Genomic DNA, 18,265 nt, shown 5'->3' with positions numbered 1-18,265 from the left:
GACCAGTCGCCTTGACCAATTGATAGAGGCTATCGTAAGTATAAGTATTTTCCGGTTCGACTTTCTGATTACGCCAGAAGCGTGTCTCTTCTGCGTCGTTATTGATTTTCAACACATTGCCTACTGGGTCATACTCATAACGAAGGTCTTGTAACACCTTCGCACCAAGAGCATGCCCTGTCGGGCGCTCTGTTCTTATCCCGATTAAACGCTGCGTTTCTGGTTCATATGAGTATGTCGTGACCACACCGTTACCCTGCTCTTCACGCAGCTTTTGTCCTGCCGCCGAATACGTCAAGGATTTTACAATGACTTGCTCCACTCCCCCTTTCAGAGTCAACCAACTGCCTGACATCAGACCCGATACATCGTACGCTACACGTTGTACGTTGCCTTTTGTGTCGGTCGTGGTCAGTACCGCACCAGTGGCGTCCCCCATGGTTAGGGTGGTATGGCTTTCGTTACTGAGCTGGTCATTCCAAACAGAAGCATCTCCCTCCTGCCAGTCTGCTACGAAATCCGGATTATCAACATCGTTCAATAAACGGCGACTGATAGAGAGAGGCTCTCCCGTAAGAGCAATGCTATTGGTCTGGGCTAAACCAGCGGTGTCGTAGTGACTAATGCACTGACCTGCAAGGTTTTGGGCTTTTTCTGCCTCAGTATTACTCGCATACACAAATCGCTCTGTGATACGGGCGGTCCCTCCTGTAACTTGCTCTGTGATACTCAGTGGACGACCTGGTAATGATACATTCTCATATTGCCAAGTTCGAGTCACCGCTTGGCTATTGTCCTCCAAACCGTCGGCAGCTGTACTTATATTATTGACGGCAATGAAAGCTCGTCCTGCGGCATCGCTGAGACTAACTGAGGTGCCATTATCTACGCCCTGAGTACGTAGAACCTGACCTGCAAGGTCAGTCAAGTAGTGGAAGTTTGCCTTTCCGCTCTGGTGCAAACGAGGGTCTGCACTTTGCTCTAGAGAGCCACGAGTATTGTACTGATGATGCGTAATGCGTGCCTGTGTCGTAGTTGGCTCATCAGGGTGGCGGTAGTATGCGATATCACGCACTGACAGCCCACGGTTATCTAAAACCGTGACTGAGGGGGTATTGCTGAATAAGGATGTATTCATAGTATCTTCCTGTTAACATTTTACAACTTTTTAAGACAAGACAAGGTAGGGAGAACAAGCGGTCAAGGATAACCCTGACCGCTGGGACGAGCTGGGAATATTTTCAATTCCTATTATGATTTAGCATCCAATCTCAATTGGACTGTTCTTAACCTTGCGCAGTATCATTCTCATCTTCACTGACAACGAACCACGGCGTAGTGAGTGTCCGTCGTAAGTCTCCTTTTGCCGTTTCGACTTGGCATACTCGACCTAATGAATCGTAGTAATGAGTATCGGCATACAAGTCTTGTCGAGCACTATCATCACGAAGGTATTTCCAACTATTCAGGAAATAAGGTTGGAACGTCCGGATAGCTTGTCCTTTGTTGTCATACTCCGTCTTACCAGACACCGCCCAACGAAAATTCGTGTTAGCCAGCAATGGATTTCCAGCCTCATCTGTGACAAGCGAACCGTCATCTTGTCGCTGAAAAGCCTCTCCATCAACTTGACGAACCACTGTTTGTAATGAGCGGCCAACCCCATCCGTGAATACAGCGGTTTGTCGAACCTGCTGAGCAGCGTCGGTGTCATAACGATCAGTAGTCAGCGTAACAACATGTGGAGGTAGCTTTTCCTCTCCCTTCCACGTCCAACTTTCTGGGATGTACGTAATAGACATATGCACAGGCAAGGGAGCGGTTAAACTCAAAGCGCTATCCACCGTTTTGGGAGGCGTAAACGCTTTGTCACTGTATCCCACGGTTTGGTTATTTTCCGTACCACTAAAGCGAGCAGAAGTGACACGCCCTAGAGCATCGAACGTGACGACCTTCTGGTTATCATTCGCATCCGTTGTACAAACCGGAGTCAAAAATCGCCAATCATAGTCCGCGGTAGTCGTTAACCCAGCTGCATCTTGCATTTTTACTACAGCACAGTCGTTAGTATCCCGAGTGACGGTTGTCCCCCCTGCCAGCAAAGTATCTCGGAAAGTGCTAGGAAGGAAAAAGTGCTCAAAGTCATCATACGTCGAATAACCTTGTCGCACAGTCCAAAGCGTCAATCCAGTCTCGGCAGAGCGAGGGAACAAGTAAGCTGACGATGTGTATCCAGCTTGAACAAGGGTGTTCAAGTCAACATAAGCAGAAAGCGCGTCAACCATTGCCTTATCTAAGGTTGCACCTTCATTGAATGCGACCAATGGTGGGAACGCAGGCAAAAGATTTGTCTCATTACCATCAATATCGAAATACCAAGTTTGTTGTTGAGCTACGAAGGTTGCCGCATTATCAGCCAAAAGGTCGCTACCTGACTGCAACAACTCTAACGTTAGTCCATCCTCAGGAACCTCAGTTGCCGGATATTCAAACGCATCTTCACGTGTCGCATTAGGGAGCCCATGGAACCAAATTCCCTGACTAACATCCTGTAATAAATGCGTGCTGTACTGAGCTTGCGTGAGGCGTAACTTTTGTTGCTGTGTATCGAAGCTATCAGCAAACAGAGTCTCAGGTAAGCTATCACTATATGGACTGTCTGTGGGTTGAGTACGACGCGGGTAGTGGATATTAACTTGATTCAACGGCCTTCCATACTCATCACTGCTCATTAACACTTGTTGAGTGCACTGAGGGTCACTGATGACGCGTTCGTAATAATAGTTGCGATGCTCAACCTCATGAGGCCAAACAACCGGAAAGTCGCTGCTTGCATCAATTAAACGTACTTGTGGGCGAACTTCTGTCACTGTGTACGGTACGTCTACCTGGTTACTGTTGTCATCCCCGTATAATTCACTACGTAATAACATGCCCTTCACACCACGGTTTAGCCAAAAAAGTGTACTATCGTCGGGGGTCAGCGTCTGTTCATTGTCGCCGCTACCAATGGTAAAGCGAGGGGTATATCCAGTAAAAGCAGCACTGTCACCTGACCAAAACTCCTTCACTAATGCCTTGTCTACTTCAGATAAACCTGTCGCGTACCAACTCCGAGTGATAGTCGGCATGCTGATTTCTGCCGCACTACCTTGCGCGGTCAGAATATCGGTATCGTAAACTTCAACAAAACCAAACCCACGGAACTCCTTCTCACGGCCATCCCAGACTCCATGTCGATAGCTAGCGGTGCTAACCAAACGATTGCCGGTGACTTCATCGGTGATCTCTGTGCATTGCAGGGTATGCAGTGGAAATGGCAGATAACATGCAGGAGTGGGAAGTACTTGCGCCAAACAGTTTGCCTTTTCATCCAGCCAATATTGGGCAGAACTTCGGTAAGTTAATGTATGATTTGCCCCCATATTATTGTTCATTCCTTTCAGGAGCCAAGGTTTAGCCTCTGATAAATGGCACACCCAATGCTGTACCGTGAGATGAGGAATTGTCATTATTAAACTAGCAACCCCCAAACCTTGAATGTCAGCCAGTTGTAAACTACACGTATGATCATATTGAGTACCTTCAGGTAGCGATATACTAAAAGGCGTAGCAAACTGATTACCACTCTGATTGAGATAAATCAGGAGGTGGTCATGTTGTGCGTATATTAGGTCAGTGGTGCCTGAACCATCGATGTCAGCCAGATAAAGTTGAGCAGGGTTAAAGCTATCTCCAGACTGGCTGAACCCAGACATCTCGATGGGTTCGCCAAAGCCACCGTGTCCTAAATTTGGCCAATAACGAACACTATCTGCACAAATTTCCACTAAATGCTGTTGACCACTACCCGCCATATCACTAAAAGCCACTAACGTTCGTTCATCACCATTCACAACAGGCAGTGTAATACCAGCTGATTGGGCCACCGTTTGCGCCTGTTGCCAGCCGTCGCTTGTACCGCTGTATAGACGCACACTTCGAGGGCCAATAAGCACCATATCCATCAGTCCAGAGCCTGTGATGTCAGCTAATTGAGTTTGAGGGTGAGCAAACTCCGTTGGTAAAACCGATAACGGTGTGAAGATTTGCCATTCTCGTTCCGGCGTTCGCTTATAATGCCCAGACATGCGCGGACTTGTCACGACCCATTCAAGATATCCATCTCCGTCAAGGTCCATTAGCATTCCTCCGCTTTGCAAGGAAGGAATGGACGGCAGAGGAGATGAACTCTCCCAGGTCACTGCATCCTGAGAATCCCCTGTTTGGCGAACTGGCGCTCGATACCACCATGCTCCCGAATCTTGATACAAAATCCCCGCCATGCCTTCACCGTGCAAGTCAACCATCTGCCAAGGTTGTAATGCATTCAGGTTGCTCATATCGTGACGAGGCTGCCAAGTAGCTTCCATTGGTGGGGTAAATTCTTGCCAATCGAATGTCAGAGGAGGAAGTGCACACATTGTGCCCTCTGGCTCATAAGCTACTTGACGCAGCGAGGCTAACGTCGTGACCGACAAGTTTTCGTTATACTCCAAAAACAGTCTGGTAACTAACGTCATGCCATCCCCAGCATTTTCCTCTCCGCTCAGGGCTACCATATCGTGATACATTAATACTTGCCTGCAAAGGCGACGCGTACGCAGTTCGAAGCCGAGTTCCCAACTAGAAAACATATCCTGTCGGCACAACCAATTCCCTTCTCCCGGAGCAAGCCAAGAGGGTTCGTTATTCACATCCAACCCTCGCTCACCATAGTCCAAGACCAATGCAAACAACCAGTCAGAAGGAATTGGAGAAGCACTGATGGCCGGTAGAGTACGCCCCGCTTTTTTGTTGCCATACCAAATCGCAACCGGATAACGCTGAGCTGCCGAATCTGAGTGAGCGGCGATTTCACTAGGACTGCACGAGGTGTCATCTTCAGCTCGGTACTGCCAGAATATTTGCTCACCCGTAGAGGATACGGATGATTCAATCAACCAAACCGCGTTCTGGCTCGGAACGACAGGGTGACTAATGCGGGCTTGTTCCTGATATCCCAGTATGTGTACTTGGCCATCAGAGGTGTAGATCACCCAAAAAGTGGTTGCCGCATTTGAAGGGGACACCCAATGCTCCAAACGACTAAAATCCGTTTCGATTCGTGAGCGGTAAGCATGGACCGTAAAGGTGTCACCAAGAGGTTCTCCTAATAAAGTATTGGCTTGACGGATTTCGGGGGTTCCTCCGCTCATGACTGGCACCAATACCTCTCCATCAGGACCGACGAAGGAGTCAGTACCATCATAATATGGCACCCCTTTATTTGTGCGAAGTCGGATAGACATCACATTGATATTCCAACCCATCCCGAACGGACTGTTGCCAGCTCGGCTGTGATAGCTCAATTGCAAAGAAGGGGCGAACCCACGTCCTGCGCTGGCTGGCAGTGGAACACTGAGCGTTGCGGCACCGTCCGGACCAGCACCGGCGATGTCTCCTTTTAGCCCACCAATATTTCCTCCTCCTGCAGGCAGAGCAGGGGTTTCCAGTTTCAGATTACTTAAATTTTGCATAAATATATCCAATCTTCTCCATCTCGATGGAGAAGGTCTAGCTCCATTATTAGTCAACAAGGATGGGAAAGGTATAGGGCATTTTCCAATAGGGTTCTTCTCTGAGAAATGCCTTCCCAGCAGCAGGCGCCTCCCTCACAGCAAAACTATTCATTAGTTCCCCCATTAAGCGCAATTTTAAATGACACCATTTCATGCTCTATAATGCCACCACCTGACTTGAAATGAGCACCGAGAATCCACACACCCTCTTGATAAGCTACATCGACAGAGCTGTCTGTGAATATTTTATTCCCTAGAGGGTCTTGTATGTAACCCATATGATAACTGTTACCGTCGTAATCATAAGTAAAGGTAATCATATCTGTTTGGGGGTTATAAAAAACCCTCCCTTCAAAAGGGAGACCAGATCCACTGGTATTTTTAGACCAAAGTATTTCTTTAGAGTGCTCAATAGAGATAGTATAAATTGCCTTTATTGGAGTCACATCAACAAAGTTATATGGCTTAAAATACGGCGCTTCTCGGGGGATATATTTCCCTGCCGATGGGAGCTCGTTAAATCCACCAATAGCATAATAATCCTCTAACGAATCAACACCACGTAATTGATAATAAGGTTCCATATTAATGTTAGCTTCATTAGGGGTAAGACCTAATCCCTCCCAGGCAGCATTAGCCAATAAGCCATTATCTTGATCCCCAGTCCAAATAAATAAACCTCCTAATCCATTATTTTTTACATATTCTGCTTTTGCTTTCACTGTTCGCGGCGTTTCAATTGACATAAACAGGCCAGTTTCTGGATTATGTAAAAAATCGGCATCGGCAATAGTATCAGTACATAGTACAAAACCAGTCGCAGCAAATTGAGCTTTATTAGCCTCAATAATATCATCAGTATCTTTTAAAACGGCCAGCATCCCTTCTAAATCTAAATAATTACTGAGCAAGTCAGGAAGCTCAGTAACACCATGCTCAAAAGTGCCAACAGTTAACTGTCCCTGAGTGTCAAAATTTCCGCTTAACGGTGAAACATTAGTTAAGGTTGAATTACGAGCATTACGAGTGTAACCAGCAAAACCAATAAAAATATTAGCCTTATTCACTCCACACTCAATTAGATACTCAACAGCAGCTTCTGTTGAATGTTCGGATGAACCATTACCAGAAGGCTTCTTAAGATTTGTATGATGTCCAATCGCACCACGCTCTCCTGCCGCCCCAATAGTAAATAAATCGTAAGACATGAGATTAAAACGCACACCGCAATTATTTAGTCTCTGGGCTGTCTCGTCAATTTGAGCAGCCGCTAAAGTATCAAGATTGGCCGATACCGCAATGCTGATCCCAAGATCAATGCTTGTTTCTTCGCAAGCTGCAGTTAACTCTTCAATAAATGTTGCAAAATATACCCCATCGCCCTCTTTAAATGGATTTCCAGCTCCACGGCTACCAGGGTACTCCCAATCCAGATCAATATGAGTAAACATTGGAAATTTATTTTTAATTGTTAAAATACTCTCGACTAATGTATTTCGCAAAGAAGCACTAGAACAAATATCACTAAAAGCATAACTCATGCTCCAGCCACCTAAGCTAAATGACAGCGACTTACCTTCATTATAATGAATAACTCTTAATGCTCCCAAAAGGCCTTGACAGTTATCTTGATCATATTCAGAGCCTGGAGCAGCCATCCAGTATTTAAATCCACAATTACGGTAGTTGCCAGCATCCCCATCAGGATCAGTAAATGTAGCACTGCCTTTCGTTCTAACACCAAAATGCTGGCCAGCCTCACTCACTTTTTCTGGCATGTCTCCAAGGTCATCAAATCCAACATGGCCAAGAAATCCCATCACGATTTTATTATAAGGTAGTGTTCCTAACCGGGTATAATCAAAACCACGGCCACCCACAACTTCACAAAAATCTTCATAACGGTCATCATATTGCGCCCAATCACCTACATAACAAAATACGCTGTGAGCCGAATTTTTTGTATCATAAGTATTAGGTACCATCTTTAATTTACGAGCAGACGTATAACTAAGGTAAGGATCACTGTCTTTATCGCTTTGCCAAGGTTCAGGGTTACTAGGAGCATCATCATGTGATCTAATACCTGGTGGATCCGTTCTTGGATCAAATTGATTACGTTCATAAGTTTTCTCTGTCGCACCAATTGCCTCTGAACCATGACCATTACTATCTGTACCAGGATCTGAATCATGTATTAAATCGGTTAAATTAATATGTGGTCTAGCCATCTTTTTTTCCTTTAAAATATTTCAAATAGGCAGGACTAATAAAATCTAATCCTGCACTTACCGTATTTTCTTACTACTGGAGAAGCCACGAGCCATTTTTGAAAACAAATTCAATAGTGTGACCACGAGTTATTCTTGATTTTTGACCATTGTAATGAATGTCCGAGTATAAGGCAGCTCTTGAAGTAAAAACTACAACTTTACCCTCATCAACATTTTCTGGTAGATAGAAATTACGAGTCCAAGCACCATCTTTTGTAGAAATAAATAATTTTTCATATTGTGCAATAAGGGCAGTAAAATTATCTTTTAGCTGCTGAATCGCATAGTTACTTGATACATAACCATATAAATCAGTAACCGGAGTTAGAGCACACTCCTCCCCTGGGTTATATAGCGGCCCCATATCAATCACTTCTTCATTTGCCAAGTAACCAGCCCCTTCACGAGCTGCATTTGCTAGTAAGCCATTATCCTGATCTCCTGACCAAGAAAATATACCACCAAGCCCTTTATCCTTAGCGTATTCCGCTTTCAATTTAACGGTACGAGGGGTATCTAGAGAGATAAAATGTTTTTTATCACTATCTTTACTATAAAGAAAGTCAGCATCCATTGTTGTATCAGTCATTAAGGTAAAGCCATTTTTGCCATAAGCTAATTGCTGATTCAAATTCAAATAATTGTTTACAATATCAAAAAACTCAGGAGCTCCATTTTCAAATGTTCCAACAGAGTTTTCTGCTCCTGCAACAGTATTATCGTATAAGCGAGTATGCAAATCAGCGCCTGTACATGCACGACCATAATTGGCATATCCTAGGTTAATCTTACTTGGAGGGATCCCTTCATGTTCAATCAAATAACAAATAGCTAAATCTGAGGATAAATCCTCTTCCGTATCAGCTGATGTACCCTCAGGGCTATACAAGTTCGTATGATGACCAATGTGAGAGGCCCAAGGAGTACCAAAAAGATCATAACTCATCAAATAAATGTTATCGACGCCATTATCAGACAACTCTTTTAAGTTCGACCTTTCCATCTTAGCTTTAACGGCACTGCAAGCGACACTTATCTCCTTACGATTACTACCTTTAAAACTATTATCTAGCGCGATACGCAATTCATTAATTAACAAGGCATAATTAGCACCATCTTTTTCTTCATCAAAAACTTGATATCGCTCATCAGGCTCAAGATGGTCTGTTGCAGTATTATCATACATCCCCCCTCCGCCAGGATATTCCCAATCAATGTCCACACCAGTGAACATCGGAAAACGAGTGAAAAAGTCAATAATACTATTTATAAACTCTTTGCGTACTTCTGAATGAGCCGCCATATGAGAAAAATAACTAGATAAACTCCATCCGCCAATACTGAAAGCCAATTCTAATTTATGGCCTTCTCGACGTGCCTGTTCTTTAAGGTCTCGTAATCCCCCTAATAACCCCGATGCTTTCTCCTGCTTGTAATAAGGAAGAAATGTTCCATAATCAACGTCGGTATGAGCCTCACCACCACCAACATTACGACTGCTTCCTAAGTCCCCATAAGGATCTACAGGTACAATATGACCGACTTTAATTTTATCATTTATGTCATCAACCTGCGCATTCCACCCATCCATTGCTCGCTGAACTTTATCATCAGAAAATAATCTATCTCCAGCAACCCCCATAAAACTAAATATCAACTTGTCGTAAGCTGTACATGGAATATTACCTAAATCAAATCCTCGACCAAAATCGGCACTTTTATCTGCTGTAATATCATCTAACTCTAAATCTAAACGCCCATCAAATTGACACCAATCCGTAATATACGCACAAACTTTTGGTCGACGAGTTGCAGGTTCACCAGGTTTAGGATCTGGATCATTACGATTCGGATCTGAGTCATACCGATTATACATATCATGGCACACCCTGCTTGCTGTATAAGATAAGTTTTCCCCACTCCCATCAGAGATAAATCCCATCACCTCGTACGTTTTATTTGTTTTGCCATCATTCGCTAATACCCCACTGTTACTTGAATCGATTGGCGACAAATCTACCTCCTCAGGAGACACATTTCCGATAATATTAATTTCTTCCGGTTCCGCATCGCGCAAATACTCCCACGCGTTATGAGGTGTTGCGGTTTCTTTTCCATTAGGGACATGCCAACGCTCAACCCAATATTTATTTTGGTACACTTTACCATCAAAAATAACGTTAAATGTTTCTCCACCTGACTGCTGCTCCCAAAGCTCTAGCTGTGAACCAATCTCACAAGTAGCATTAGACATCGCTCTAACAGATGTATAGGTATATTTAATGCTCATAGCATTCTCCCTCATTAAAAATCTAATTACTCAGTTAAAAATATATAAATTAATAGTAAGTTAGCTGGGTGCTAATCACACCCAACTAGTATTTATGGTTTAGCGAGTTCTGGCTGTATAATTTACGTGAAAGATCACATCATTTAAGCTTTCGTAAATATCTTGCTGCGCTTGGTTTGTATTGCTAAATGTTAATGACCATGTAGAAACAACTCCCGTACCTTCAAAAGGTAAAAAGCGTTCATCATCATAATTCAGCGTAAACAAACCGTTATCTTCAACTCCATGAGACAAGACCACCTGCTTACTTTCCGTTCCGATACTGCCATCAATTGTGCTTGACTTTTGGGTTAAAGTGGCACAAATATCTTGATAAGGTCCAATCAATGCTGGTAGTGATACCGCTACCGATTTGATTCTAAAGTTCGTCAAATCAGGGAAATCGTTAAAGTCATTATTTGTAAAACTAAACTCCATGCTTCCTGTATTCTTCAAACTATCAAAACTTACCTGGCCATTCTTCTCACAATGCTCCTTCAATGAAATAGTTTTTGTTATCTCCTGACGACGAGAGTTTTGATAAGTAAAGGCTTGCTCCATCTGCACCAACCCTAACTTCATACTTTCTCCGACTAAAAGCCCTTGATACAAATCATTCCACACTCCTGGTTGAACAAAATTACTATCAAATTGACCTATCTCATATTGCCAAGCTGCTTCCGTTGTTAAGCATATCGACATCACTGAGTCATACGCTTTTAAGTACAGACTTGATAACTGACTCGTCATCCAAGTATAAAGATTTTCATTCGTAAAACGGCGACTAAAATACTCAAATAAAGTCTGAGCTTGGTCATATTCTGTTTTAATTTGTTCCAGTTGCGTTTGTGCAGCCTTCACTTGACGCTGCTGAACTAGAATCTGCTTATCAATCGTATTCATTTCTAATTCAGCTTGCTGATATTGAATTTGCCACTCTTGGCGTCTACGACGATAAGATTCAGAAACGCTTAAACTATCCGCTTTAGTACTATCAGAATGATAATTGATCATCGTTCCTTCGGCTAAAGCGTTTAACGGTGCTCCCCATTGCATACCACCAACGGCTAGTCCGAACATATTAGGCATCATATCCAACACTGCTGCAGAAGTTCTCAAAGCTTGAGCTGTAATAATATTACTAGCAGCACTAGATTGTAGCTGAATAACATCTTGCTCTGTTCGTGAAATATCCTCATCATATAGTTTCTTATAATGTTGATAGCGTTGCTCTGCTACTTCACGGCCAGCTTCACTCGCTTCTAATTCTGCCTCACTAATCTCAATTGCTTGTTGTTGTAAATTGATAGTAAAACTATACATACTCAGATGTTGATTCATTTGAAAACTATCAAAATTCAATCCATCTTTACGCTCCAATAAACTTAGCAATGTACTGCCAAATTGAATAAGAGTTTCCACCCCATTCATTGCCTTATTTAGCATAGAAGCAAAACGATAGTTAGGAACAACAAATTTAGAAGCTCCAGCATTATTTAAAGCAACCACTCTTTGATAACGTTTAGATTGTAACGCCATAGGATCCATAACAGTGTCATAGAGCTGAGTTGACATCTCTTTACCATCAATAGTTAAATTATGACGTAAATTGTAAAGTCTACGCTCTAGCGTATCCCAAAGCTCAGTTAACTTAGAGTTAAATGGATCTAAAAATAATCCATTATCCTGATTAGAAACAGACGCATCATGAGTTACAGGAAGTAACTTAAGTGATGTTGTCTCTCTCTCCAACATACGACGTTCACTGTCGTTATTATTTGCTGCATCTAATAAAGAGCAAGTCTCCCAATTAGATATCAACTGCGTATCCGGTCTCTGATCTAGTAACGCACCAGCTGTATCATAACTTAAACGAGCAACTATCTTTGAAGTTGGAGATTGTTGACGGTACGCTTTATCCCCTTCATCGATAAGATTATTTACATAGAATCGAAAAATAGACTTACGATAATGAACAGGATCTGATTCAGCAATAGCATCAGGATCTGAAGGTTGCATTAAAGCACGCCCAAGACTTTCATCTTCTAATGGACTTAATGGACGACAATTCCAATAACGAGGTTTCCCCTCCTGTAAATCCAACAAATCTAGCGTCTCATTAGGATTAAAAATATAGTTTATCCATTCAGCCGCTTCTTCATAGCGCTGTTCTATATTTAAGCGCCAAGCGACTAAATAAGGCATATGGAAAAATAATTCCCAGAAGTAAATACCGTTCGCCCCATTAAAATCAATAGGTACTGATTCACTATTTGTTGTCACTGGTGGCTCAATTAAATTCTGTGTTTCCCAATCAAGTACATCACTAATACCTTTATTTGCTCTAACAATAAGCTCCTTAGCAAATAATGTATTTAAGCGAATAGTTCCTTGGGTCTTACCTCCTTGATACTCTTTTGGAAACTGTAAATACTCAACTTTTTTATTACGCTTATTTTGCAATAAAGGTCGCATCTTTTTGCCAACATAATAAGTTGATGTATAACGACCACCAGGATCATCAAAGTAAGGAGTAGTATTAGGATCCCAATTTTCATTATCCTTAACAAGACTAAAACCACTTTGAATAACTACCTCACCCCAACCAGGCTCAAGCTCTAAGGTCGTGGTTAATGTTAAAGAACCATTTTCGGGATAGGCTTTAGTCCCAGGTAAAACACCAGCCTCTGAGGTACTATCACTATAAGCTTCATATTCTACATAACGTAACTTTCCGTTATTAAGTCGATTTTCACTATTAGTGTCTCCCTCAATAGGTGACCCTTTTTCCCAAACCCAAATACACAATAAAATCGTATCAAGATTTTCAGATCCAGTCGTCGGTTCTTTAAAATAATGATAATCATCACATTTAACAGTGATATATAATTTATTAATATTATCATCAACATAACTTACCGTCTGAGTTAAATTATTAGCCCCTAGCTTACCCGATAACCCATCAACAGAGCCATTTATAAGGGTTGGGTCACTAATAATAAAGTCTGACACATTCACATATGGATAAAGTATTAACTCTCTTGCCACCTCTCTACGCGCGTAAGCTTCATCAGGCGTTGTTGCTGAATGCCCTCCGTCCGGATATAAATTTCCGTGATCACGAGTATAAAACCACGCAAGTTTATCGCTATAGTAATCAATATCACTTACCCCTTCTTTACCAGAAGGAGGAAAATCAGTTGACTCAACAAGCATAGTGTCACAAGCATAAGAAAAATAAGTTGCATAATCATAAAACTGATTGTTATTACTCTCATCATAGCCAGTTTTCATTGCATAGCTGACTAACATCAATTTATCTTCAGCTCGTGTCGTATCCATTACCGCAATAAGATCTGTTATCTTATCAGCTAGCTTAGCTTGCTTTAATAAATTAGGTGTACTCCAACTGCCATCAAATTTTAAATGAGCAAGCTGCATCTTAGTGATAAATTCTGGTGCAGTATTATCCTCTTTTTCTTCTTCTGACGTTTCTATCCAAGCGATATATAAACGGTCATTTAAAATCACAGGACGCACAGTTCTTGGTTCAGCAGCATCAAGCGGCAAATCAATCTTTTTCCATTCTTCCCAAGCACTAGGATAAAGATCTAAGCTGTGAGCATCTCCCTCGCTCATATCCAACGAACGCCAATAATAAACATATGGCTGAGTTCTCGTTTTAGCGACAAAAAAGATTTTATCTTTATCAATTTCAACGCCAGTCTCATAACCTGACAATACCTCTAAATTACTGACCTCTTCAAAATTATTTAAATAGCCTAAAACAGCCCCTTTTACAGTATCGTCGTTCAATTTCCCTTGATTTAACACTGACTCCAACTGAAAAAATAAATCCGTTTTTCCTAATCTCAATGTAGGGTCAATATACACTTCAGGATAAATTTTAAGTTGTTGATTCGCAGCCCAAGAGCCATAACGATTAGCAAAATTACGCCAATTCACTGTTTCTTCAAGTGTTGTACTTAATCCTGGTTCAAGGTTAAGAGTTATCCTATTTATATACTGTTGTAGACTCTTCGTTACATTAGCAACTCCTGCGGTCTTTACTTTATAAGAAACTTGCGTATCTAATAATAAAAAATCATAAAGTTCATCTACACTTCTTAACCTATCTCGATATTCAACCATATCAGGATCATTAGGCACTAATTGATCTAAATAATAACCAACTAAAGCATCACGCAAAGTTTCAGCAAGTTGCTCCGCTAGAAGCTCATTTTCATCTTTACTTGCCGCAACCACATTTTCTGCTATAGATTTTAATTCTTTACTCGTGGAGGCGCTATTTAACTGCGATGCAGAAATGATAGATAAAGCAGAGATTCCAACTTTTGCCGACAGCTTTTGAACTTCTCTTAACCAATTAACCTGTAACAAAGTCTTAGCACGCCCATCAGCAAGCATTTTGGTCGAATTTAAAACCTCTTCGCCCTCCCATGCTAAAATATCAGCCAATAAATTTGCACATCCTAAAGGTTCTAAAGTCTCATCCAAATTAGCACTAGCGAAATAAGCTTGCACTTCCTCTTCAGTATAAGAGCTACTTACTAACAACTTTTTATAATCATTCCATAACCAAAGTTCAGCCAATGTAAGATCCGAGGTTAATACCTCCTCTACCCCATCTGACTTATCTAAATTTAACCACTCCGGCTTCGATAAACGCATAAATAACGCATCAAAACTCAAGTTAAATTGAGAAACAACTGTCGTACGTAATAGTAAATCATAAGCAAACGTAAATAATGTTTCTGAAATAGCTATGGAAGGATCCGTAACTAGCAATTCCGAACAAAGCTTCATTACACTTGTTTCACACCAACTTAAAAGTGGATTAACTAATTCGCGAGAAACTCCATATTCATTAGCGACAGCCGTTGCTACCAAATTATCTTGAGTCGACTTTGCCTGAGTAATAATTTGCTCAAGAACAGCCACTGTATCAGCAGAAGTCTCCTCACCTAGGCCCATTGATCCTACAATTACCTTTAATTCTTCTTGCAAATACTGAGCATCAGTTTGCCCCCAAACTTCAGGGTAAGGAGTAACCAAACCATCAGCTGTAATTAAATCAGATAACGAACTCATCCAACTACTGGAAAGCAGAGGAAGATCTGGACGCATAAAGCTCTCTTCACTCAGAAGTACCTCACTAGTTAATTGCTTTTTCATGCTATTAAAAAAGTTAACCATTCCCTGAGTTGCGACCAAAGGAGAAGGAGATACCTTCAATAAAAGCATAAGATCAGATGTTGTAAAACCAGAGCTTTTCATAAAATCAGATAACTGTTCTAACTGAAGAACAACATCAAGCGTATCCCACTCTCCATCAATTATCTGAGGATGAATAATGAAGTTCTTTACAAATGTTTTATATTCATTTTCATTTTCATTCCATTTGTCGTTCACGTTAAGCTTCAATGATAAGACTTTACTTAAGATCTTTAATAAATCCAGCCCTTCTTCTGGTGATAAATTAAACAAAGCAGGTAACTTAACTAACCGATACAAAGAAGATAAGACAGATGCAGAGCGTCTTAATGTATTTTTATCTAACTCAAGCGCCTCAGACACTAATGGCGCCAACAATAAAAATGTAGTTGTCGATATAGATAATCCAGAGCAAATTTGCTTAACACTAGGGTCTAACGGATCTGTATAATCAAAGGCTTCATCATCTTGAATAAACGGCGTATCAAATAGCTGAGGTTGATTAAATATATAATCGAAAAATGAAATTTCAGGACTAATACTATAAACGTTAATTACATCAAACATCGCACTAAAAGCTTCTGGTAATACAGAATATTTGTCATTAAGGTAACAAAATAAACCATACCCCCTTACTGTACGCTCGGTAATAATTCCTAATTCTTCAGCCCCCTGCTCTGCTTGCATAATTGAGCTAAGCAGTAAGTCCAATTTATCATGAGGCAATTCTGCCCAACGCGCAAAACGCAAGAACCGATTAATCCTTTCATACCTAGCCTCTGAGGTTCCACCAATTTCTCTCCATCCATTATCACCGTTCCTTACAATTTCAATTGATAAGGGAGAAGACTCAGCATTGTTTATATATTTAGCACCATAATGATAAGAATCAGGAAAAACTAGATCTGATGATTCATTATTAAATATGCTATTTTTAAATACCACATTTGGGGATACTTTAGGCTGATAATCACCTTGAGCTAATAACTGCTCAACTTCAATAGCAGAACCATTTATAGACTGGCTAAAGGTTGTTACCTTTTTTAGGTCATTATACTGTTCTAAATGCACACCATAATTATCATAAAAGTATTGATCAGCTTTCGGCCATAAGTCACTAGAATCGATATTTTCATCAGCGATTGCAAAAGCAAAATGAAGTTGTGAAAAAGAACTTTCTTCATCAAGAGCTTGTGCATTAATATCCAATTTCCCAAAATAAGGACCATCACTTAAATTAGATAGATTATCATCAAGAGTTAACCTCAACTGCCGATGGTAAGCGGTCTTGTTTTCGTTATCATCATTTATTTCAAATGGCACCATACGCGCTTTTACACGATGGTAAGTAAGCACACTTTCACATTTTAATGTAATATTAATCGTGTTAGAACCGTCTTCATTCGTACAAGGCACAACGATATTTTCAAAGTGCTGAGGAAGAATATCTTTCGACGCACTTCGCAACACTAAAGTGGTTGGTCCCCCCAAACCTTGAGAGCCTACAATATAACCATGCTGCTCTAAATTAGCATTTGGTAATATTTCAGTTGTGCTACTACTCTCAAAACCATTTGTTTTCAAATCATCTATTGTTAATTGATATTGAGAAAATACAGCACCTTCAATTAAAAGATTACACTCACTTTGACTTAGTTTCGTCGCAGATAACAATACATTATTACGTTGCTCTTTACTTATATCCCATGGAAGGTATTCAAATGATTCTTCTGTTTTAACTAACTCACTTAACGTAGAACCCTTTACAGATAAACCTAAATGAACTTGATCATTTGAAAAACTATAAGGTAAAGAAAAAGGGAAATGACAGCTTTCTAAAGCTTGATAAACATCTCCTCCTTGCAAAAAGTTTTGAATACTAAGCATCAAAATAACATTAACCAAATCGAGTTCAGGCAACTCTTGATAAGTGCTATCATAATTTAGTGGAAGCTGAGCGATATCTGGTCTACGTTTAGCTAACGTAATCGAATCCGAGCTACCATCAGCCTCAATTTCTTGTATAAAACGAAAAAGATCGACTAAGTAACTAACAGGGGAGTCAATAGACTCAACAGAGTTCTCTCTACAAAAATCTAACCATGATTCAGGAAATAAATCCGCATAGCAAGGTAAATCAGCTGTACTCGTATCACTATCATTCGTAGCTGTAAAATTACGACTTCTAACATTTTGAGATTTATTAATATTATTGCGTAATTTCTGCTTTCTATACTTATGAATTACTTGATTGGTAAAACTTGCAGCACGATCATATATTTCACCAGCGTTACCACGCAACTGCTCATCGTAACGGAAAATAAAACGAGAGCGAGATAATCGAGTAATATCAAATATCGAGGTATACCCCATCTTAGTTAAAGTATCTAACAAATTCTCATCTTTCTTAAATGACTTAGCAGATGATCGACTCATCGGAAGAACTGGCATTAAAGACTCAGGAATAGATGCCTTTAATAATGAAGACATTGGTAATTTAGAAGGTGATTTATTATAATCACTAATTGTACTACTCATGTTGTACATCCTTTCGTTGCCTATAAATAAAGGTAGTAAACTTGCTATTAAAAAATAGGAGTCATACCTTAATTTATATGAATATATGATGATTTTTAACTAAACTTCTTATAAAGAGAAATATTTAATTAATTATCAATAAAAGTTTCATTGTTTTTCTAAAGCAGCTTAGTAAATCAAGCTATTGCCTACTTAGCTTTTTGTTATACTTTTCAGCTTCGTTATACAACCTTTTAGCTTCCAAAAAAGAAAAAACATCTCTTGTATTCTCACGAAATTTATAAAAACTA

4 protein-coding genes and 1 pseudogene are annotated in these 18,265 nt (G+C 40.6%); all 5 read right to left on the bottom strand.

What is annotated here, in order from left to right; translation table 11 throughout:
• A pseudogene (locus HC728_RS10100) lies at window positions 1-1,138 on the bottom strand (RHS repeat protein); the annotation flags it as partial.
• Window positions 1,139-1,286: 148 nt separating this feature from the next.
• A complete protein-coding gene (locus HC728_RS10095) occupies window positions 1,287-5,570 on the bottom strand; it encodes a SpvB/TcaC N-terminal domain-containing protein (protein ID WP_238933801.1) in 4,284 nt (1,427 codons plus the stop codon).
• 134 nt (window positions 5,571-5,704) lie between these two features.
• Window positions 5,705-7,831: a glycosyl hydrolase family 18 protein gene (locus HC728_RS10090; RefSeq protein ID WP_190395409.1), complete on the bottom strand. Its 2,127-nt coding sequence runs from the start codon at window positions 7,829-7,831 to the stop codon at window positions 5,705-5,707.
• Between the two features lie 73 nt (window positions 7,832-7,904).
• Complete coding sequence (locus tag HC728_RS10085) at window positions 7,905-10,163, bottom strand: glycosyl hydrolase family 18 protein (RefSeq protein WP_190395408.1); 2,259 nt, start codon at window positions 10,161-10,163, stop codon at window positions 7,905-7,907.
• A gap of 99 nt (window positions 10,164-10,262) precedes the next feature.
• Window positions 10,263-17,975: a Tc toxin subunit A gene (locus HC728_RS10080; protein WP_190395407.1), complete on the bottom strand. Its 7,713-nt coding sequence runs from the start codon at window positions 17,973-17,975 to the stop codon at window positions 10,263-10,265.
• Between the last annotated feature and the right edge of the window lie 290 nt (window positions 17,976-18,265).

The organism is Aliivibrio sp. S10_S31, assembly GCF_014694495.1.
GTDB classification, from domain to species: domain Bacteria; phylum Pseudomonadota; class Gammaproteobacteria; order Enterobacterales; family Vibrionaceae; genus Aliivibrio; species Aliivibrio fischeri.
This window is presented reverse-complemented; position numbering and strand designations above follow the sequence as displayed.

Bases quoted from the DNA above. Each gene is read 5' to 3' on its own strand.
- HC728_RS10090 (WP_190395409.1), bottom strand. From the start codon at position 7,831: ATGGCTAGACCACATATTAATTTAACCGATTTAATACATGATTCAGAT.
- HC728_RS10085 (WP_190395408.1), bottom strand. From the start codon at position 10,163: ATGAGCATTAAATATACCTATACATCTGTTAGAGCGATGTCTAATGCT.
- HC728_RS10080 (WP_190395407.1), bottom strand. From the start codon at position 17,975: ATGAGTAGTACAATTAGTGATTATAATAAATCACCTTCTAAATTACCA.